The sequence below is a fragment of the Aquamicrobium ahrensii genome, assembly GCF_040545755.1.
Taxonomy (GTDB): Bacteria; Pseudomonadota; Alphaproteobacteria; order Rhizobiales; family Rhizobiaceae; genus Mesorhizobium; species Mesorhizobium ahrensii.
This window is the reverse complement of sequence record NZ_JBEPMN010000005.1, coordinates 1-20,857: the sequence shown is the minus strand read 5'-3', so window position 1 is coordinate 20,857 and position 20,857 is coordinate 1. Positions and strand designations below refer to the sequence as shown.

The following is a 20,857-nucleotide window of genomic DNA, read 5'->3' as shown; positions in this document are numbered from 1 at the left end:
AAAACGCCGCACGCCGCTTGTCCCGACCGCTTACTTGAACAGCGCCTCGGCGTCCTCGATCAACAGCGCGCTGGTGTAGGAATAGTAACCCGGCTTGCCTTCGAGCTGCTTGGCTGCTTCCTCCAGATTCGAGCTGTCGATGAACGGGATCGGCAGATACATCGCGTTCTTGTACTGGCCCGCCTCCGCCGGCTCCTTCAGCTCCTTGCCCTGCAACATCAGCACGGCCACGTTAAGCGCCGAGGCCATGACGCCCGGCGGGTTCACGGACGCGCCGGAATTCAGCTTGTCCTTGGTCCACAGGTCGATGAAGTCCTTGCGGATCTCGCCGGTGGCGGCGATGGAATCGGTCTTGCCCGCATCCATGATGGACTTCCATGCGCCGGCGGCCATGCCGTCCTGCACCCACACGCCGTTGATGTCGGGATAGGTGGCGAGCAGGTTCTGCATGGCCTGCTGGCCCTGCGCCTGATCCCAGTTGGCGTTCACCTCGTTGACGATCTTGATGTCGGGGTGAGCGGCGAACACCTCTTTGTAGCCGGCGACGCGCATCTCGTTGGCGGGATGGCCGGCGACGCCGTTGATGGCCACGACATTGCCCTTGCCGTCCAGCGTCTTCGCCAGCCACTCCGCACCCGCGGCACCCCATGCTTTCTGGTCGATGCCTACATAGAGCGCATCCGGCGACGAGACCTCAGCGTCGGTGGCGATGACGAGGATGCCGGCCTCCTTGGCCTGCGCGAACACCGGATCGAAGGCCGTCGGGCTGTTCGGGTTGATGATGATGGCGTCGACGCCGGCGCTGATGAAGTTGCGCACATGGGCGATCTGGCCGGGAACGTCGACATTGGCGCTCTGCACCTCGACGGTGACGTTGACGCCCTTTTCCTTCCATGCTTCGGCGGCGGCCTTGGCTTCGTCGATCATCTGCGTGCGCCATTCGGAGCCGACCCAGCCGTTGGAGAGGCCGATCTTGAAATCCTGCGCGAAGGCGGACACGGCCGAAAAGGCGAGCGCGGCGGCCGCAACGGCGGAAAGTATATGCGACTTTTTCATTTGAATTCCTCCCTGGAGCTCAATTTCACAGAGAGCTTAGAGGCAAATGAAATCGATTTCAATGGGAGACGAAAGGCCCGCCGTTGCGTGTTTACAGCATCATTCGTCAGACGAAGGGCGCATGAGCAAGGCAGAAAAAACAACACCCGCCGGGGGAGGAGGTCCGGCGGGTGTCGTATGAGAAGGCCAGCTATCGGGAGGAGGATAATGGCTGGCCTATATCCGCAAGGTCTGGGAGGAGGTAGGCCCTGCGGAATTCGATGATCAATAGATAGCGGCAGGGCTCTTTTGATTAAAGGCTCAATTTTGCATGGCTGCGTTGCGCTTTGTGCAATGCAACATAAACGCCGGCGCATGTAGGCCCCACAGCCGATTCGGCGCAGGGGCGCATGACGGGCGCAGTTTACGAGGGGAGCTTTACGCCGCCTTGCCGGTCAGGCGCTGGACGCCATGACTGTCCGTTTGCGCATAAGCGCCGCCGAAGCGGTTGGCGAGGAAAGTGTCGAGCGCGATATCCTCCTGTCGCACGAAGCCCTGCTGCGGCAGGTCGCCCCCGGCCAGCATGTCGAGCACGGCGCAGATGCCGGAAGCGGTGGTGATCTGGATTGCGCTCAGCACCTTGCCGTTGACGCGGCGGCTGTACACCTTGTTGGCATAGGTTTCCTGCAACAGGCGGCCATCCTTGCGGCCGGACACCGTGACGAAGACGATGACCACGTCCTGCGTGGTGGCCGGCAGGGCGCTTTCGAAAATATCCTTCAGCACGTCGCGGCGGTGACGCAGACCGAGATCGTTGAGCAGCGCCTTCATGATCGCCGCATGGCCCGGATAGCGGATGGTGCGATAATTCAGCGTGCGTACCTTGCCCTTCAGCGTCTCGGCGAGCGTGCCGAGACCGCCGGAGGTGTTGAAGGCCTCATAGGTGACGCCGTCCAGCGAGAATTCCTCGCGCTCTTCCAGCGGCGGCACCTCTACCAGCTCGCCCTCGACGATCGCCTCGCAAGGCTCGCAATATTCATTGATGACGCCGTCTGTGCTCCAGGTCAGGTTGTAGTTGAGGGCGTTGGACGGATATTGCGGCAGCGCGCCGACGCGCATTCGCACGCTGTCCAGCGTATCGAAGCGGCTGGCGAGGTCGGCCGCGACGATGGAAATAAAGCCGGGCGCCAGCCCGCACTGGGGAATGAACGTTGTCTTCGCCGTTTTCGCCAGCTCCCTGACGCGACGGGTCGAGGCCACGTCCTCGGTCAAGTCGAGATAGTGCACGCCGGCGGAAGCGGCGGCCTCGGCGATGCGCGTGGTGAGGCTGAAGGGGGCCGCGCTCAGCACCGCGAATTTTCCGGCCAGCGCCTTCTCCAGTTCGCCGGGCGCGGCGATATCCAGTTCGAGGCCCGATACGCCCTCGATCCGATCCAGCCCTGCAAGCTGCCCGGCGGAGCGGTCGACGATGGTGATGCGGTAATCGCCGGTTCCTGCCAGCATGTCCGCGATGGTGGAGCCGATCTTGCCTGCACCGACGACGACGATTTCCTTCATGACGACTCCCTCCGGTTTGCGAACACCGAAGAATCATCGCCATTTCTCCATCGAAAGAAAGGTGCATTCCGGCGTATCAATGCTATGCTCTCGGCAGTTTGACGGGTGAATTTGACGATATGACGAAAAATGCCGATCAGGAACTCATCGCGCTCCTGCGCGAGAACGCCCGCGCGCCGACGGCCGAGCTGGCGCGGCGGCTGGGGGTGTCGCGCAGCACCGTGCAAAGCCGGATCGAAAGGCTGGAATCACGCGGCGTCATCACCGGCTACGGGGTGCGGCTGGCGCCCGATTACGAGAAGGGTCTCGTACGCGCCCATGTGCTGCTGACGGTAACGCCGAAACAGTCGGGCAAGGTGGTGCGCGACCTCAGGGCCCAGACGGCGGTTCGCGCGCTGCATTCGGTAAGCGGCAGCTTCGACATGATCGTGGTGGTGGAATCGCCGTCGATCAGCGATCTCGACGCGCTTCTGGACGAAATCGGCGCGATGGACGGCGTGGAGCGCACCCTGTCGTCGATCATCCTGTCGACACGGATAGAGCGGTGAAAGATTGACCGGCCGGCGAGCGCTCAGCCGCTTTCCGCTTCGCCGTTTTTCGTGCCTTTCACCACCACTTCCGACGATCGCTCCGCAACGGCGGCGAAGGTCGGAACCTCGGGGCTTTTCTCGGTGCGGTCGCGATAGAGGGCGGCGCGCGCGAGCAGCATCAGCGTCACCGGCGTGGTCACCGTGACGAACACCGCGATCAGCAGTTCGTGCAGCACCGGCCGCCCCTCGCTCATCGAGAAGAACAGCATGGAGGCAAGCAATATGCCGCCCGCTCCCCATGTGGTGCCGAGCGTCGGCGAATGGACCCGCTTGTAGAAACTGTCGAGGCGCACAAGCCCGATGGCGCCGAGCAGCGTCAACCCGGAGCCCAGAATGAGCAGCAGGGCGACCAGCACGGCGGCCCAGAGCGGAAGGTCGGCGGCGTGGCTCATTCCACCACCTCGCCGCGCATGAGGAATTTCGCCAGCGCCAGGGTCGATACGAAGCCGAGCAGCGCGATCACCAGAGCCGCCTCGAAATAGAGCGTCGAGCCGGTGCGGATGCCGAAGGTGAGCAGGATCAGCATGGCGCAGACATAAAGCGCATCGAGCGCAAGCACCCGGTCCTGCGCCCGCGGGCCGCGAAACAGGCGAACGCCGCAGCACAGGGCGGCAAGCGCGAGGAAAATCTGCGAGATGGTGACGGACCAGACCATAATGGTGACGCTCATTCGAAGATCTCCATCAGCAGGGCTTCATAACGGCTCTTGATCAGCTCGCTCCACGAGTCCTCGCTCACCACGTCGAGGACGTGGATCAGCAGCACACCTTCGGCCGAGCGATATTCGACCCAGGCCGTGCCCGGCGTGCTGGTGATGATGCAGGCGAGGAAGGCAAGACCCGTCGGATCGCGCATCTCGAGCGGGATCACCACGAAACCGGACACCACGCTCGGCTTCCCGCCGCCCAGCACGATGCGGGCCACCGCTATGTTGGAACGCAGGATGTCGACGAAAACGATGCCCATCAGATGGGCGATCTGGCTCCAGCGGCGTATGTGCGGCTTCGAAGGTTGCAGCGTCGACATCATATGCGAGGCGACCAGCGCAATAACCGCGCCAAGCAGCAGATGGCCGGGCGTGAACCCGTTGAGCAGCAGCCACATCGCAAGCAGCGAGGCGGCCAGCAACGGATAGGGAAGCGCGCGTGTCATTGACCCGCCTCCATCCTGGGCGACGGCGTCTGGCGCGCCGACAGCACGCCCTCGATATAGGCGTCCGGCGCATGCAGCGACTGCGACGTGGCGTCGACATAGGCCATCACCGGTCCGGCCTTGATCGTCATGACGACGCACAGCCCGAGCAGCAGGGCGATGGGTGCGAACTCCACCATCAGAACGCGCGGCACCACGCCCTCGATGGGCGGAGCCCAGAAGGTGCGGATGCCGACGCGCAGCATGGCCACCATCGCGAACAGGCCCGAAATGATGAGCACGGTGAAGAAGGCCCAGGCCATGCCCGAGACGGCGTTGTCATCGCCGGTCGAGAGCGCGGCCGCCAGAAGCGCGAACTTGCCGAGGAAGCCCGACAGCGGCGGCATGCCGGAAAGCAGCAGGCCGCACAGCACGAAGCACAGGCCAAGGATCGCCAGCGTGGCCGGGAGCGTGGCGCCCACCTCCTCCACCACCTCCTCCTCTTCCGGATCGTCGCCATAGGCCTCCATGGTCACCGCAAGAATGTTGGCGGCCGGGTCCTGCGAGCGATCGACCAGCTCGACCAGCAGGAACAGCGCGCCGATCGTCAGCGTCGAGGAAACGAGATAGAACAGCGCCCCGGCGGTCACCCCGGCGTCAGCCATGCCGACCGCAGCCAGAAGCGTGCCGGAGGAAACCAGAACGCTGTAGGAAGCGAGCCGCGCCATGGCCTGCGACGCCAGAACGCCGATGGTGCCGAAAGCCATCGTCACCAGACCGGCGGTGAGCAGGCCGATATCGCCGAAACTGGCCGAGTCGCCGGCGCGCGCGCCGAGCAAAAGCGGCGAGAGGCGCAGCACCGCATAGACGCCCACCTTGGTCATGATCGAGAACATCGCCGCGACCGGCGCAGCCGCCGCCGAATAGGCTCCCGGCAACCAGAAGCACAGCGGCCACATGCCGGCTTTGGTCAGGAAGGCGATGCCGAGGATCGCCGTTCCGGCTTCCAGAAGCGCCCTGTCCTGTGCCGCCACCGCGGGAATGCGCACGGCCAGATCGGCCATGTTGAGCGTGCCGGTGACGCCGTAGATGAGACTGACGCCGATCAGGAACAGCATCGAGGCGGCGAGGTTGACCACGATGTAGTGCATGCCGAAGCGCACCCGCGTCACGCCGGAGCCGTGCAGCATCAGCCCGTAGGACGCGGCGAGCAGCACCTCGAAGAAGACGAACAGATTGAACAGGTCGCCGGTCAGGAAAGCGCCGTTCAGGCCCATCAGCAGAAACTGGAACAGCGAGTGGAAGTGCTGGCCGCCCTTGTGCCAGCGCGCCAGCGAGAACACCAGCGTGGCGTTCGCCAGCAGCGCGGTCAGCAGGAGCATGAGCGCGGAGAGGCGATCCACCACCAGCACGATGCCGAAGGGCGCCGCCCAGTTGCCGAGCAGATAGACGCTGGCCACCGAGCCCTCCACATCGGCCTGGGCGACGAGCAGCCAGGCGATGATGAGCAGGCCGAGAGTGGACGCGACGTTGACCAGCGACTTCAAGGTATGCCGCCGCTCGTCGAACAGCAGCAGGAAGGCGCCGGTGACCAGCGGCAGGATGATCGGCGCTATATCAAGATGATTGGCGAGCTGCATCACGGCTCCCTGCCGTCGACATGGTCGGAGCCCGTCAGTCCGCGCGCCACCAGAAGCACCACGAGGAACAGCGCCGTGGTGGCGAAGCCGATGACGATGGCGGTCAGCACCAGCGCCTGCGGGACGGGATCGGTATAAGCGGCCGGATCGACGACGCCGGTTCCGTCCAGAACCGGCGGCACGCCGCTGCGCAGCCGCCCCATTGAGAAGATGAACAGATTGACGCCGTAAGCGATCAGCGACAGGCCGACGATCACCTGATAGGTGCGCGGGCGCAGCAGCAGCCACACGCCGGACCCCACCAGAACGCCGATGCCGAGCGAAAGGGTCAGTTCGGTCATGGGACCTCCTGCTCGGCGAGTGCGGCGGTCTTGGCGGCGCGCAGCTTGCGTATCGACTGGTGCGCCAGCGCGATCAGCATCAGAACGGTTGCCCCGAGCACCAGCGCGAAGACGCCGAGATCGAAGAACAGCGCCGTGGCGGCGGGAACCTTGCCGATCACGGGCAGCTCCACATATTGCGCATGGGAGGTGAGGAACGGATAGCCCAGCACCCATGATCCAACCCCGGTCGCGGCGGCGATCAGCAACCCCCAGCCTATCCATTTGACCGGCAGCACCCTCAGCCGCTCCTCCACCCAGCGCGTGCCGGCCGCCAGATATTGCAGGATGAAGGCCGACGCAAGCGCAATGCCGGCCACGAAGCCGCCGCCCGGCAGGTCATGGCCACGCAGGAACAGATAGGCCGACAGCACGACGATGACCGGGAACATCCACTGCATGATGACCGAGGGCACATAAAGATAGTCGCTCACGATGGTGCCGCCGCCCGGCAGAGCCGCCGGATCGTCGGCCGACTGGTGGCGCTGCTGCTGCGTGGAGCCGACGCTTTCCGGCGCGGGGCGGAAGCGGCGCAACAGCACGAAGACGGTGATCGCCACGATGCCCAGCACGGTGATTTCGCCGAACGTGTCGAAGCCCCGGAAATCGACGAGGATCACGTTGACGACATTGGTCCCGCCGCCCAGAGGATAGGCGTTCTCGATGAAATAGTCGGCGATGGTCTGCGGCGGCGGGCGCACCATCACCGCATAGGAGATCATGGCCATGCCGAGGCCGCAGGCGACGGCCATGACCAGGTCGCGATAGCGCCGCAGGCGCGCGAAGAAGGCCTGCACCGGAGTTTCGACCTCCTCCATGCGTTGCGGCAGCCAGCGCAGGCCGAGCAGGATCAGCACGGTGGTGACCACCTCGACCAGAAGCTGGGTGAGCGCAAGATCGGGCGCCGACAGCCACACGAAGGTGATGCAGGTGATCAGGCCCGCGCCGCTCATCAGCATGAGGGCCACGAGCCGGTGGAACTTCGCCTGATAGGCGGCCCCGACCGCACAGGCCATGCCCAGCACCCAAAGGATGGTGAAAACGAGGTCGCTGCTTCCGGCGAGTCTGACTTCAGGCAACAGCGGGCCGCGCCACAGCGTCAGGATCGCCGCGATCAGGGCGATGGCGACCAGAAGGCGCAGTTGCGGCTGCAACCGGCGCGTGCCGAGCCAGCCTTCGAGGAAGCGCGCCCAGCGCCAGGACACGGTGACCATGACCTGCTCGAAGATGCGCTGCCCGTTGATGCGCCGGAAGTAGGGCGGCCCCTCCTCGCTGGTCGCCAGATAGGAGCGGATCGCGAGGAACATCAGCGCCCCCGCCACCAGCGCCATGACGCTCATCGTCAGCGGCAGGGTGAAACCATGCCACACGGCGAGGCTGTAATAAGGCGTGGAATCGCCGAGCACCGAGACGACGGCGCTGTGCAGATAGGGTCCGACGGTGCGCCCCGGCACGATGCCGACGATCAGGCAGATCAGCACCAGCAGGAACACCGGCAGGCGCATAAAGAAGGGCGGCTCGTGCGGCTCGTGCGGCAGCGGTTCGGGGGCCGTTCCGAAGAACACGCTGTGGATGAAGCGGATCGAATAGGTCACCGCGAAGGCGCTGGCGATGACCGCCGCATAGGGCGCGATTGTGTCGACCCATGAATCGGCATGATGCTCGATCGCCTCGGCGAAGAACATTTCCTTGGAAAGGAAACCGTTGAGCAAGGGCACGCCCGCCATCGCCGCGCTCGCCACCATGGCGAGCGTGGCGGTGATCGGCATGGCGCTGAGCAGGCCGCCGAGGCGGCGCATGTCGCGCGTTCCCGTCTCATGGTCGATGATGCCCGCGGCCATGAACAGCGAGGCCTTGAAGGTCGCGTGGTTCATCATATGGAAGATCGCCGCCACCGCGCCCAGCGGGCTGCCGAGGCTGAGCAGCATGGTGATGAGGCCCAGATGGCTGATGGTCGAATAGGCGAGCAGGCCCTTGATGTCCTGCTGGAAGATCGAGAAGAACGCGCCCAGCACCAGCGTGATCATACCGGCGAGGCCGACGATGAAGAACCATTCATAGGTTCCCGCCAGCACCGGCCACATCCGCGCCATCAGGAAGACGCCGGCCTTGACCATGGTTGCGGAATGCAGGAACGCCGACACCGGCGTCGGCGCCGCCATGGCGTTCGGCAGCCAGAACTGGAACGGAAACTGCGCGCTCTTGGTGAATGCCCCGAGCAGGACCAGGATCAGGATCGGCCGGTATAGATCATGCTGGCGCAGCAGATCGCCGGACGCCAGCACCTCGTCGAGATCGTAACTGCCCACCACATGGCCGATGAGCAGCACGCCGCCGAGCAGCGCCATGCCGCCGATGCCGGTGACGGTCAGCGACATGCGTGCGCCGTCACGCGCGGCGGGGGTGTGATACCAGTAGCCGATCAGCAGGAAGGAGAAGATGCTGGTCAGTTCCCAGAAGATCACGAGCTGGATGAGGTTGCCGGAGAGCACAATGCCCAGCATCGACCCGGCAAAGGCGAGGAAAAACATGTAGAAACGCGGAATCGGGTCTTCCGGCGACATATAGTAGCGGGTGTAGATGACCACCAGGAAACCGATGCCGGAGATCAGCATCGCGAACATCCAGGCGAAGCCGTCAATCCGGAAAATGAGTTCCAGCCCCAGTTCCGGCACCCAGCTCACACCCTGCCGTACGGCGTTGCCGGCCGCGATGTCCGGATAGGCCATCATCACCATGATGAGGATGGCGAGCATGACGCCGCCGGCAAGCCAGGCCTCGGCGTTGCGCGCATTGGAGGGCAGCAGCGCGGCGACGGCGCTCGCCACGAATGGCAGCACTATCATCCAGATGAGAGACGCGCCGCCCAGCATGCGGATATCCTTTGGATGGGAATGAGACGATATTGCCTGATTTCATCCATTATGGTTGAATCTACCACCGTACTGCAAGGGCTGATCGATGCAAATATTCCCTGAACAGTGCCGGGCCGCACGCGGCCTGCTGAACTGGACGCAGGACAGGCTCGCCCGCGCCGCCGGCGTGTCGCGCAGCACCATCAAGGATTTCGAGTGCCATCGCCACGCCTTGCAGCGAGGATCGGAGGAACTTGTGATCGGCGCTTTCACGCGTTGCGGCGTCAAGCTCATCTACGATACTGACGGCGCCGGCATTGGCGTGCGGATGGAACGGCCCGAAACGCTTCCGGTTCCGGCCCGTTCCTGAAAATGAAAACCGGCCGCGCTCCTTCGAGGCGGCCGGCTCCCACAGAGACATCGGTTGCGAGGCTGGTCAGCCTTTCACTTGCGGAAGCGCCGTATCGAGAGCCTTTTTCACAGCGTCGACCATGTCGTCCACCTGTTTTTCGGTGATGATCAGCGGTGGGCAGAAACCCAGCGTGTCGCCCATGTTGCGCGAGATCACGCCGTTCTCCTGAAGGTGGCCGTTGACCAGTCCGCCCAGCGCGCCGACATTCTTCCACGGCGTCCTGGCCGCCTTGTCGGCGACAAGCTCCACGCCTGCGATCAGGCCCAGGCCACGCACTTCGCCCACCAGCTCGTGATCGGCCAACTCGCGCAGGCGCTTTTGCATGTGAGCGCCCACCGTGCGTGCGTTGCCCACCAGATCGCGCTCCTCGATCAGCTTCAGGTTTTCCAGCGCGACCGCCGCCGCCACCGGATGCCCGCCAGCGGTGAAGCCGTGGCCGAAGGTGCCGATGCGGTTGCTCTCATCCGCCAGCGGACCGTAGACCTTCTCGTTGATCAGCAGCGCCGAGATCGGCATGTAGGACGACGACAGCTGCTTTGACATCACAAGAATGTCCGGCCTGATGCCAAAGGTCTGGCAGCCGAACATGTTGCCGGTGCGGCCAAAGCCGCAAATCACCTCGTCGGCGACCAGCAGGATGTCGTATCTGGCCAGAATCGCCTGAACCTTCTCCCAATAGGTGGCGGGCGGCACCACGACGCCGCCTGCGCCCATCACCGGTTCGCCGATGAAGGCCGCGATCGTCTCCGGACCCTCGGCCAGGATGAGCTGCTCCAGTTCGTCGGCGAGACGAGTGGCGAACGCCTCCTCGCTCTCGCCGGGCTGGGCCTCGCGGTAATGGTGCGGCGTGCCGGCATGCAGCACATTGGCGATCGGCAGGTCGAACGAGCCATGGTTCGCCGGCAGCCCGGTGAGGCTGGCAGAGGCGATGGTGACACCGTGATAGCCGCGCCTGCGCGAAATGATCTTCTTCTTCTGCGGCTGGCCGAGCGCGTTGGAGCGATACCAGATCATCTTCATCGCGGTGTCGTTGGCCTCGGAGCCGGAATTGGTGAAATAGGCCTTGCTCATCTCCACCGGCGCGATGGACACCAGCTTCTCGGCCAGATCCACCGCCGGAGAGTGCCCCTTGTGGGTGAAGGTGTGGTAGAAGGGCAGCTTCTTCATCTGGCTGGTGGCGGCGTCGACCAGACGCTGCTCGGAAAAGCCCACCGCCACGCTCCATAGACCCGCCATCGCCTCGATGTAGCGCTTGCCCGAAGCGTCCTCGACATAGACGCCGTCGCCCTTTTCGATGACCAGAGGCCCCACTTCCTCGTGCTTGCGTGCATTGGTGTAGGAATGAAGATGATAGCGGATGTCGCGCGCTTCTGTGGAGTTCGGATGGGCGGTCATGACGTTTCCCTGTGTTGCAACTCGACAGCCGAAGCTAAAGGCTTGCCAATTGGTGTATGATGCATCATGTTTTTTAGCAAATCGAATGTCAATGTCGGCCCATTGGTCCACGACGCATGGAATGACAAGCGCATGCAGCCAGCTTTCAGCCTTGAGGCGCTTGAGAAGGAGAACCTCGGCGAAACGGTCTATGCGAGGCTGGCCGACGCCCTGATGAAGGGCCGCTTCGCACCGGATGCGCGACTGACCATACGCGAGCTGGCCCAATCGCTCGGCACCAGCGTCACGCCGGTGCGCGACGCCATTCTGCGGCTTATCCAGGACGATGCGCTGGTTCAGAAATCGGCGCGCGAGGTGCGCGTTCCTGTTATTACGGCCGAGCGCTATCGCGAAATCCGCATGATCCGCCTCAAGCTCGAAGGATTGGCCGCACGCGAGACGGCGCTGCGGGCCGGACCAGCCGATATCGAGCGGTTGCGCGATCTCATTTCCCGTAACGAACAGGCCATCGCCGACCGGAACTGGAGCGAGGCCCTGGAACTCAACCAGACCTTCCATTTCGCTTTGGCCGACATCGCCGGACTTCCCCTGTTGCGCGGCATCCTGCATCGGCTGTGGCTGCAGATGGGTCCGCTGATCGCCGAAGCCTATGAACCGGGCGGGCGGGTGATGATCGACCACCACCACGAACTTCTGGGCGCGGTGAAAGCCGCAGACGCCGACGCGGCGGAACGCGCCATCGCAAACGATATAGGCGACGCCGCCGACATCATTCTCGAACGGCTGACCGCGCGCCTGAACACCTCCGGCGCCGGACACTGAGGGTTCGCCTTCGTAACAGCACGCCTCGCCCCGTCCCGTCATCATGGCGTCCCCGTGGTGCGACGGGTTTTCCATTGCCGAAAGGCCACGGCATGGAAAATCCAATATGTTGACATAAAGATATCTTTATGCGATTTCACATGTTTCGCATCGGGAATGAAAAATGTCGCAAACTTCGCAATCGCTCGACGGCCTGTTCGGGCCTGTCGGTCCCAAGGCCGACGGATCGGAAATCCTTGCCGCTCTGCAGGCTGCGGCGCGCGAACGCATTCTTGTCCTCGATGGCGCGATGGGTACGCAGATTCAGGGTCTCGGACTCAACGAGGATCATTTCCGCGGCGACCGCTTCGCTGGCTGCGCCTGCCACCAGCAGGGCAACAACGACCTGCTGATCCTCTCCCAGCCCAGGGCCATCGAGGACATTCATTACGCCTACGCCAAAGCCGGCGCCGACATCGTCGAGACCAACACCTTCTCCTCCACCTCCATCGCGCAGGCCGACTACGGCATGGAGGACATGGTTTATGAACTGAACCGCGACGGGGCGCGCCTCGCCCGCCGCGCCCTGCTGCGCGCCGAGCAGGAAGACGGCCGCCGCCGCTTCGTCGCCGGCGCGCTGGGACCGACCAATCGCACCGCCTCGCTGTCTCCCGACGTCAACGACCCCGGCTACCGGGCCGTCACCTTCGACGATCTGCGTCTGGCCTATGGCGAGCAGTTGCGCGGCCTGATCGACGGTGGCGCCGACATCATCCTCATCGAAACCATCTTCGACACGCTGAACGCCAAGGCCGCGATTTTCGCGGCGGAAGAAATCTTCGCCGAGAAGGGCGTCCACCTGCCGGTGATGATTTCGGGCACCATCACCGACCTATCCGGCCGCACGCTTTCCGGCCAGACGCCGACCGCCTTCTGGCACTCGATCCGCCATGCGAAGCCCTTCACCGTCGGTCTCAACTGTGCGCTGGGGGCGGCGGCCATGCGCCCGCATCTGGCGGAGCTTTCCGGCGTCGCCGACACTTTCACCTGCGCCTATCCCAATGCCGGCCTGCCCAACGCCTTCGGCCAGTATGACGAATCGCCGGACTTCATGGCCGCACAGGTCGAGGAATTCGCCCGCGAAGGCCTGGTCAATGTGGTGGGCGGCTGCTGCGGCTCGACGCCTGAGCACATCGCCGCAATCGCCGCGGCGGTCGCGCGCCACAAACCGCGCTCCGCGCCAAAGCAGAAGCCGCTGATGCGCCTGTCCGGGCTGGAGCCTTTCACGCTCACCGCCGACATTCCCTTCGTCAATGTCGGCGAGCGCACCAACGTCACCGGCTCGGCCCGCTTCCGCAAGCTGATCACCGCCGGCGACTATGCCGCCGCGCTCGACGTCGCCCGCGATCAGGTCGCCAACGGCGCTCAGATCATCGACGTCAACATGGACGAGGGCCTCATCGATTCGAAGAAGGCGATGGTCGAGTATCTCAATCTGATCGCCGCCGAACCCGATATCGCCCGCGTGCCGGTGATGATCGATTCCTCCAAATGGGAGGTGATCGAGGCCGGCCTGAAATGCGTGCAGGGCAAGCCCATCGTCAATTCGATCTCGATGAAGGAGGGCGAAGAAGCCTTCCTGCATCACGCAAGGCTGTGCCGCATGTATGGCGCGGCCGTCGTCGTCATGGCGTTCGACGAGACCGGACAGGCCGACACGAAGCAACGCAAGGTCGAGATCTGCGCGCGCGCCTATCGTTTGCTGACGCAAAAGGCCGGTTTCGCGCCGGAAGACATCATCTTCGATCCGAACGTCTTCGCCATCGCCACCGGCATCGAGGAGCACGACAACTACGGGGTCGACTTCATCGAGGCGACCAGGGAGATCACGCAAACACTGCCCCATGCCCATATATCGGGCGGGGTCTCCAATCTCTCCTTCTCCTTCCGCGGCAATGAGCCGGTGCGCGAGGCGATGCACGCCGTGTTCCTTTACCACGCCATACAGGCGGGAATGGACATGGGCATCGTCAATGCCGGTCAGCTTGCCGTCTACGACACCATCGAGGCGGGCCTGCGCGAGGCCTGCGAGGATGTTGTGCTCAATCGCGTTCCGAAGGCCGGCGGCACGGCCACCGAGCGCATGCTGGAAATCGCCGAGCGCTTCAAGGGCGCCGCCGGCAAGGAAGCGAGGGAGAAGGACCTCGCCTGGCGCGAATGGCCGGTGGAGAAGCGGCTGGAGCACGCGCTTGTCAACGGCGTCACCGAATTCATCATCGAGGACACGGAAGAAGCGCGCCTCGCCGCCGCGCGTCCGCTGCACGTCATCGAAGGCCCGCTGATGGCCGGCATGAACGTGGTCGGCGACCTGTTCGGCGCCGGCAAGATGTTCCTGCCGCAGGTGGTGAAGTCAGCCCGGGTCATGAAGCAGGCGGTGGCCGTGCTCCTGCCCCACATGGAAGCCGAGAAGGCCGCCAATGGCGGCGATGGCCGGCAGAGCGCCGGAAAAATCCTGATGGCGACGGTGAAGGGCGATGTTCATGACATCGGCAAGAACATCGTCGGCGTCGTGCTCGCCTGCAACAATTACGAGATCATCGATCTCGGCGTCATGGTGCCGGCGACGAAGATCCTCGAAACCGCGCGCGAGCAGAAGGTGGACATCATCGGCCTCTCCGGCCTGATCACCCCGTCGCTGGACGAGATGGCGCATGTCGCCGCCGAGATGGAGCGCGAGGGCTTCGACATTCCGTTGCTGATCGGCGGGGCGACCACCAGCCGCGTGCATACGGCGGTGAAGATCCATCCGCGCTACGAACGCGGACAGGCTGTCCACGTCAATGACGCCAGCCGCGCGGTCGGCGTGGTCTCCAGCCTGCTGTCGCAGGACCTCAAGCCCGGCTATGTCGAAACGCTGCGCGCCGAATACCGCAAGGTCACGGAAGCGCATGAGCGCTCGGAACGCGAGAAGCAGCGCCTGCCGCTGGCGAAGGCCCGCGCCAATCCATACCGCTGCGACTGGTTGTCCTATGATCCGCCAAAGCCGAGCTTCACCGGCGTCAAAACATTCCAGACCTGGGACCTTGCCGAACTGGCCCGCTACATCGACTGGACGCCGTTCTTCCAGACATGGGAACTGAAGGGGCGCTATCCGAAGATTCTGGAGGACGAGAAACAGGGGGCGGTCGCGCGCCAGCTCTTCGAGGACGCGCAGGCCATGCTCAGGCAGATCATCGACGAGCAATGGTTCGTCCCCAGGGCTGTCATCGGCTTCTGGCCAGCCAACGCCGTCGGCGACGACGTTCGCCTGTTCACCGACGAAAGCCGGAGGGAGGAGCTCGCCACCTTCTTCACATTGCGCCAGCAGCTCACCAAGCGCGACGGCAAGCCGAACCTTGCTCTTTCGGATTTCGTCGCGCCGCAGGACAGCGGCAAGCCGGACTGGCTGGGCGGCTTCGTCGTCACCGCCGGCATCCAGGAAGTGGCCATCGCCGAACGTTTCGAGCGGGCCAATGACGACTACTCCTCGATCCTCGTCAAGGCGTTGGCCGACCGCTTCGCCGAAGCCTTCGCGGAGCGCATGCACGAGAAGGTGCGCAAGGAGTTCTGGGGCTACGCGGCGGACGAGAACCTGTCGCCCGACGATCTGATCGGCGAGCCCTATCAGGGCATCCGCCCCGCGCCCGGCTATCCGGCCCAGCCCGACCACACCGAAAAGGTGACGCTCTTCCGGTTGCTGGAGGCGGAAAAGAACGCCGGCGTCAGCCTGACCGAAAGCATGGCCATGTGGCCGGGCTCATCGGTCTCCGGGCTCTATTTCTCGCATCCGGAAAGCTATTATTTCGGCGTCGGCAAGGTCGAGCGCGATCAGGTCGGCGACTATGCGGCGCGCAAGGACATGAGCGTCGCGGAGGTCGAGCGCTGGCTGGGCCCGATCCTCAACTACATGCCGGCCCCGCTGGTGGAGGCGGCCGAGTAGGGTCCGTCTGACACGCGCGCCCGCCGAGGAACGAAGATAACCATTATTTAGAATAATCGGCATATGCACCAAAGACTGCGGGATGCCCGGATATGCCGGATCGCTCCCTATCGCAGAATTTGACGACGCGGAATGAAACGGGAATATCGATGAGCATCGATGCCTCCTTGAGCGACAGCGCCAACATATTCGAACTGGCCCCTATTTCCCTGTGGCTGGAGGATTACAGCGGCCTGCGCAAGCAGTTCGACGCATGGCGCGTGCAAGGTATTGTCGATCTCAAATCCTTCCTCATGGAAGACCCCGGCCGTCTTCGTCTCTGCACGAGCCAGATCCGCGTCCTGAAAGTCAATCGCCGGACGCTTTCATTGTACGAGGCCAATGATCTCGACCATCTGGTCGCCAATCTGGAACACATTTTTCGTGACGACATGCTGGAGCCGCATATCGATGAAATGGTCCAGCTCTGGAACGGGGCCGACACTTTCGTCAGCGATACGGTGAACTATTCGCTCACCGGCAGGCGGATCGATATCCAGCTCAGGGGCAGAGTTCTCCCCGGCCATGAGGAGAGCTGGGACCGTATTCTGCTGTCGATCGAGGATGTGACCGCCCGCGAGGACGCGCGCCGCGAACAGGATCGCCACAAGCAATATGCCGAAGGCCTGTTCGAGCACTCGCCCGTCTCACTGTGGGTCGAGGATTTCAGCCGCATCAAGCAGTTGATGGACGATGTGCGGCAGCGCGGCATCGTCGATTTTCGAGTGTTCACCGACGTCCATCCCGAATTCGTCCTCCAGTGCCTGAGCGAGATCCGCGTGCTGGATGTGAACAGGGAAACGCTCGCGCTTTTCCTGGCGCCGGACAAGAAAACCCTGCTTCAGAACCTGCCGGATGTCTTCAAGGACGAGATGGAGGCGAATTTCCGCGAGCAGCTCATAGATCTCTGGAACGGCGTTCTCTTCCAGCGCCGTGAAGTGGTGAACTATGCGCTCGATGGTTCTGAACGCCATGTGCTGATGCAGTTCTCGGTCCTTCCAGGCCGCGAAGAGGACTGGTCGCTTGTGCAGGTGGCGCTGACGGACATCACGGCTCGCAAGAAGGCCGAAGCCTATCTGGAGTATCTCGGCAAGCACGACGTGCTGACCAAGCTCCACAATCGCGCGCATTTCGTCGATGAACTCAACCGGCTGGAACGCAAGGGGCAGAAGCCCGTGTCGATCATCATCATCGATCTCAACGGCCTCAAGGCGGCCAACGATCAATGGGGCCATGCCGCAGGTGACGGGCTGCTGCGCCGCGTCGGCGAAGTGCTCAACGAGGCCGTAAAGCAACCCGGCCACGCCGCCCGTGTCGGCGGCGACGAGTTCGCCGTGATCCTGCCCTATGTGGATCAGCGCGGCGCGGAAGCGATGATCGAGGAAATCCGGCGGCTGGTGGACATCAACAACCAGTACTATTCCGGGCTGAAACTCAACCTTTCCATCGGCTCGGCCACCGGCATGGCGGGTGAAGCGCTGGAATCCGTCGCTAGACGGGCGGATATCCTGATGTACGAGGACAAGCGCGAGCACTACTCGAGCGAGAGTGTGTCGGTTATCTGAGCGGATCCGTTACAGATGCCGCAATTGATGTGGTTCCCATGAAGCGCTGCGAAAAGCAGGCGACCGCGAGCGCGCGATAGCTGCTCGCCCTCATCTTGCTCCCGGCGGCAGCGGCCGATCCGCAACAACGTTCTTCATCACCAGCGTCGAGGTAAGACGCTGAACTCCAGGCAATGCCGATAGCCGCTTGTCATAGAGCTGCTGAAAGGCAGGCAGGTCGCGCCGTCATCGCTTGAAGCCTTGAGGCCCGTCTCTATACTTGCGAATGAACTACTCGGGATAAACCTCAGCACCCTCCGGCTCCGGCTTGTTGAAAAGGATGAAGACCAGTGGGTTGCCGGGCTCGGACATCGCATCGCTGCGCTGACCCGTTATCTCTCCCGCCACGCCGCTTGTATATTCCGCAACCACCTCACCGAAGCTGTCTCGCTGGATGGCGACCTTCTGTCCGACCTCAACCTTGTCGTTGAGTTTGACCAGATGCTCAACCAGCCCGCCAGCGCTGGCCAGGATCGGGAATGCGCTGTTGCCGACAAAGACGGCGACGTCCTTGCCTGTCCGTCCCATTGGTCCGGCAAGGATGCCGTGATGTTTGAGGACGTTCATGGTGCCCTCCACGAAGAGCGCAATCACTTCCGGGTCCAGGGCGCGCGCCGCCCCGACTTCCGGTGTGAAGGACGGGATGCCCACGTCCATAAACGCGTTGTGCAGGACACCCGGATACACATGACTGTCGAAAATCTGGCCGACGGGATAGAGTTCCACCATCGCCTTGACCTCGGGTACGTCCATGCCGCCAATATTGAATGCGGTGACTTCGAATCCCGTCGTTCCAGTGTGGAAGTCGATCGCGAAGTCGGCGTTCGGCCGCAGCAACCGGTTGAACAGAAGTCCGGCGTGTCGGCTGGGTGCAGTAGCGCCGTTCTCATTTCCGGGCCACTCCCGGTTCATATCGATCAGGTCGATGCCTCTGCCCTGATTGGGCCATCTGCGCTGCATGCTTTCCACCGTTGGGGGGGACACATCCGTGACGGCCATCACCGTGCCGGACATCGTCGCCGGGTCGAGCCGGTTCATCACGGTCTGGACTGTATGTATGGAACTCATCTCGTCGCCATGCACACCGCTCGTCAACACGCCGCGCTTGCCCGCCTTTGCCCCCTTGGCGACAGTCACGGACACATACCAGTGCTGTCCGGTCGACATCTCAGCGCCCTGGAAGTACAAAAGGTGCTTCCTGCCGGGCTCCAGATCGTTGACGTCCAGCGCGCTGATGACCTTCTTCCCCTGGATCATATCACCGGTATAGACCGTTCCAGACGTCGGATCGGCGGAGGGTGTAGCTGTATCCTGGGCGTTCGTGGCGCCAGTATTGGCAGCGAGGGCGGCGACGCCGACGGTTGCAATGGATGCCTTTATTAAACGTCGGCGATCTATGCCTTGCAGAGGTTTGTCCGACATGATGCGATCCTTTGTTTGAAGGCGATGCCCGCGCCGACAGCACGCACATCTGCGACAAAATCCCGCTCGACCTCAAAACTACGAGTATGCTGCGGAACTGGCAAGCCAGAGGTGTTCTCCTGCATATGTGGCGGCAAATGCGGGGCGATAACCAGCATATTTCAGGCGAGAATAAGCTCCCAGCGTCGGAAATCGGGGCGACGTATCTGCGATTGCGATCAGACCCCGGCATTGTCCGGGTCTTTCTTTGACATAAAACAAAAGACCCGCACCCTGAAGATGACGGGCCGGCATCTGAGACGCGCCGCAAGAGCGCGCTTCCCAACTGGTTCCAACGAGCCAAGCTCCGGTCAAGACCACCCCGCCTTCTGGCCATCGATCCGCTTGAGAATGTCGGCCTGCGCCGCCTTCTGGCCTGCCTGGAAGGCGTTGACGTGCGGAAGTGCGGAAACAGCAGCAGCGGCATGACCGCAATGACACCGACTGCGCCGGTCGCAGCCCATGCGACCTCGCATAATCTCGATAAAAGGCCCCGACGCCCGCTTTCAGATCGTCGGAAATGACGAGGCTTTGACTGCCGTCATGGGTACGCTCGTAACGGCGTTCAAGCGATTATTGTTCACTATCAGAGAACGAACTGGTCAAAAAATACCATATTACAGTGAACGAATAGCGGGCATATCTATCAATCATCGAGGCAACAAACACTCTGCTTCGAACGTATTTGAAACCAACGTTCTGGAGATGAACATGACCAAGATTATCGCTTCCGCCGCCGCTCTCGCCCTGCTGTCCGGCTCCGCTTTCGCTGGCACTAGCATCAGTGGCACGGTCCGCTCCTTTGACAAGGATGTCCGCGTGATTGTCCTGGAGGATGGCGCCACCGCCTCGGTTCCCCTGCATGTCGGTATTCCCGCCGACCTTGGCGTCGGCTCCTATGCCAAAATCCAGATCAACGACAAGACTGGCCGCCCCGGGGCGGTGTTCTCTGACAGCATCCTCGGCCGCTAATATCGTCCATGACGTCAAAGGCCCCGCCTGGTGCGGGGCCTTTCTTACGCGCCCCGGTGGCACGTCATATGGCTTCCTGTCAGGCTTGGGAAAGCGTGTTATCCAGCCAAGACAATTGCTTGGGAAAACAGCTATGGCTTGACGCGAGCGCGGCTGCGCTTTGGGCCGGATCAGCCACCGCGTAGAAGATTAGGGCCTATAACTGGTCGGGAGCTTACATCGCTGCACACGGCAGTGGCACGGGCGTCGGAGACTGCCGACATCCGCTTTGTTTTTGCCTGCCCGCTTCCGGAGCGAATGGCTCGATACTCCCCCATGCGCGATGTTACCCAAAGCTTGGGCTGAGGGACCCGCTAGATATTATTCGAGCTGCAGAATCCGACGAGCGTTGAGCGCGAGAAGTTGATTCCGACCGGGCCGTGCAAACACCGGATTTCGACCTCAGTAGGCCGTTCACTATTGCACTGTGAAATCCCGAAAGCGACAGTTCGCCTGTTCAGGGCCGTAACGGACCGACAAAACTCGGGTTCTCTGGCTCCATGAACCATATTGGATAGCGGTCCCGTATAGTTCTGAGGAAAACTCAGAAGTAGGTGAATGAAGCGAGAGGGATGGGTTAACTATCTGTTCCGTCTTTCCGGAGTTTTCCCCTTGGACAAAGACCTGCTGCGCGCGATTTTTCTGCCCACCCTCGACGAACCAATTAAGAACATGGACGCCAAAAAGATCAAGTTGGCGCACTACACCTCGTTTGAGGTCGCCCTTCAAATCATCGAGGGCGAGGCCGTCTGGATGCGTGACGTGTCCTACATGAATGACATCAGCGAAGTGCGCTATGGCATCCAGGCAGTTGACGCATTTATATCTGAAACGGCTGATAGGAAGATGCTGGTTGATACATTGGACGCTGTTTGAGGTGGTCCCGGTTTCCGAGACAGGGGCATAAGGTGGATCGACCGATGAAAAGGACGATCCAGCATGAAGACACGCAGACGGTTCTCGGCCG

18 protein-coding genes are annotated in these 20,857 nt (G+C 62.7%); 7 read left to right on the top strand and 11 right to left on the bottom strand.

The window, feature by feature from the left end; genetic code table 11:
- Positions 1-30: 30 nt before the first annotated feature.
- Together ABID44_RS08565 and ABID44_RS08560 are read right to left on the bottom strand one after the other, a co-directional pair.
- Complete coding sequence (locus tag ABID44_RS08565) at positions 31-1,056, bottom strand: ABC transporter substrate-binding protein (protein WP_354151289.1); 1,026 nt, start codon at positions 1,054-1,056, stop codon at positions 31-33.
- Between the two features lie 417 nt (positions 1,057-1,473).
- Positions 1,474-2,592 carry a saccharopine dehydrogenase family protein gene (locus ABID44_RS08560; RefSeq protein WP_354151288.1) on the bottom strand — a complete coding sequence of 373 codons (1,119 nt, stop codon included), beginning with the start codon at positions 2,590-2,592 and terminating at the stop codon, positions 1,474-1,476.
- A gap of 119 nt (positions 2,593-2,711) precedes the next feature.
- Here ABID44_RS08560 and ABID44_RS08555 point away from each other — a divergent pair, with 119 nt between their 5' ends.
- Positions 2,712-3,140, top strand: coding sequence for an Lrp/AsnC family transcriptional regulator (locus ABID44_RS08555; RefSeq protein ID WP_354151287.1), 429 nt, complete (start codon positions 2,712-2,714; stop codon positions 3,138-3,140).
- A 23-nt stretch (positions 3,141-3,163) separates the two neighbouring features.
- Here ABID44_RS08555 and mnhG read toward each other — a convergent pair whose 3' ends face one another.
- Genes mnhG through ABID44_RS08525 form a run of 6 tightly spaced genes read right to left on the bottom strand, consistent with a single transcriptional unit; the run spans position 3,164 to position 9,179 of the window.
- Positions 3,164-3,574: a monovalent cation/H(+) antiporter subunit G gene (mnhG, locus tag ABID44_RS08550; protein ID WP_354151286.1), complete on the bottom strand. Its 411-nt coding sequence runs from the start codon at positions 3,572-3,574 to the stop codon at positions 3,164-3,166.
- A complete protein-coding gene (locus tag ABID44_RS08545) occupies positions 3,571-3,852 on the bottom strand; it encodes a K+/H+ antiporter subunit F (protein WP_354151285.1) in 282 nt (93 codons plus the stop codon). The genes mnhG and ABID44_RS08545 overlap by 4 nt, the downstream gene beginning before the upstream one ends.
- Complete coding sequence (locus ABID44_RS08540; protein WP_354151284.1) at positions 3,849-4,334, bottom strand: Na+/H+ antiporter subunit E; 486 nt, start codon at positions 4,332-4,334, stop codon at positions 3,849-3,851. Before ABID44_RS08540 ends, ABID44_RS08545 begins: the two co-directional genes overlap by 4 nt.
- On the bottom strand, positions 4,331-5,953 hold the full coding sequence (locus ABID44_RS08535; RefSeq protein ID WP_354151283.1) for a monovalent cation/H+ antiporter subunit D: 1,623 nt from the start codon (positions 5,951-5,953) through the stop codon (positions 4,331-4,333). The genes ABID44_RS08540 and ABID44_RS08535 overlap by 4 nt, the downstream gene beginning before the upstream one ends.
- On the bottom strand, positions 5,953-6,294 hold the full coding sequence (locus tag ABID44_RS08530) for a Na+/H+ antiporter subunit C (protein ID WP_354151282.1): 342 nt from the start codon (positions 6,292-6,294) through the stop codon (positions 5,953-5,955). The genes ABID44_RS08535 and ABID44_RS08530 overlap by 1 nt, the downstream gene beginning before the upstream one ends.
- Entirely contained in the window at positions 6,291-9,179 is a 2,889-nt protein-coding gene (locus ABID44_RS08525) for a monovalent cation/H+ antiporter subunit A (protein ID WP_378226597.1), read from the bottom strand. The genes ABID44_RS08530 and ABID44_RS08525 overlap by 4 nt, the downstream gene beginning before the upstream one ends.
- Before the next feature lie 115 nt (positions 9,180-9,294).
- Between ABID44_RS08525 and ABID44_RS08520 the strand changes: the two genes are divergently transcribed.
- Entirely contained in the window at positions 9,295-9,558 is a 264-nt protein-coding gene (locus ABID44_RS08520; RefSeq protein ID WP_354151280.1) for a helix-turn-helix transcriptional regulator, read from the top strand.
- A gap of 66 nt (positions 9,559-9,624) precedes the next feature.
- Here the strand turns inward: ABID44_RS08520 and ABID44_RS08515 are convergent, their stop codons facing one another.
- Positions 9,625-10,995 carry an aspartate aminotransferase family protein gene (locus tag ABID44_RS08515; protein WP_354151279.1) on the bottom strand — a complete coding sequence of 457 codons (1,371 nt, stop codon included), beginning with the start codon at positions 10,993-10,995 and terminating at the stop codon, positions 9,625-9,627.
- Positions 10,996-11,127: 132 nt separating this feature from the next.
- On the opposite strand from ABID44_RS08515, the gene ABID44_RS08510 reads away from it, so the two are divergent.
- The 3 genes from ABID44_RS08510 to ABID44_RS08500 all read left to right on the top strand — a co-directional run bounded on the left by ABID44_RS08510 (position 11,128) and on the right by ABID44_RS08500 (position 17,379).
- Positions 11,128-11,817 (top strand): GntR family transcriptional regulator, encoded by a 690-nt coding sequence (locus tag ABID44_RS08510; RefSeq protein ID WP_354151278.1) that lies wholly within the window; start codon positions 11,128-11,130, stop codon positions 11,815-11,817.
- A gap of 163 nt (positions 11,818-11,980) precedes the next feature.
- Positions 11,981-15,775, top strand: a complete 3,795-nt coding sequence (gene metH, locus ABID44_RS08505) for a methionine synthase (protein ID WP_354151277.1) — start codon at positions 11,981-11,983, stop codon at positions 15,773-15,775.
- 149 nt (positions 15,776-15,924) lie between these two features.
- Complete coding sequence (locus ABID44_RS08500; RefSeq protein ID WP_354151276.1) at positions 15,925-17,379, top strand: sensor domain-containing diguanylate cyclase; 1,455 nt, start codon at positions 15,925-15,927, stop codon at positions 17,377-17,379.
- Positions 17,380-17,469: 90 nt separating this feature from the next.
- Here the strand turns inward: ABID44_RS08500 and ABID44_RS08495 are convergent, their stop codons facing one another.
- Positions 17,470-17,595, bottom strand: a complete 126-nt coding sequence (locus tag ABID44_RS08495) for an Lrp/AsnC ligand binding domain-containing protein (protein ID WP_354151495.1) — start codon at positions 17,593-17,595, stop codon at positions 17,470-17,472.
- 54 nt (positions 17,596-17,649) lie between these two features.
- Entirely contained in the window at positions 17,650-18,840 is a 1,191-nt protein-coding gene (locus tag ABID44_RS08490; protein WP_354151275.1) for a succinylglutamate desuccinylase/aspartoacylase family protein, read from the bottom strand.
- A 750-nt stretch (positions 18,841-19,590) separates the two neighbouring features.
- On the opposite strand from ABID44_RS08490, the gene ABID44_RS08485 reads away from it, so the two are divergent.
- Complete coding sequence (locus tag ABID44_RS08485) at positions 19,591-19,851, top strand: hypothetical protein (RefSeq protein ID WP_354151274.1); 261 nt, start codon at positions 19,591-19,593, stop codon at positions 19,849-19,851.
- Between the two features lie 651 nt (positions 19,852-20,502).
- Entirely contained in the window at positions 20,503-20,766 is a 264-nt protein-coding gene (locus tag ABID44_RS08480) for a hypothetical protein (protein WP_354151273.1), read from the top strand.
- Positions 20,767-20,857: the final 91 nt, after the last annotated feature.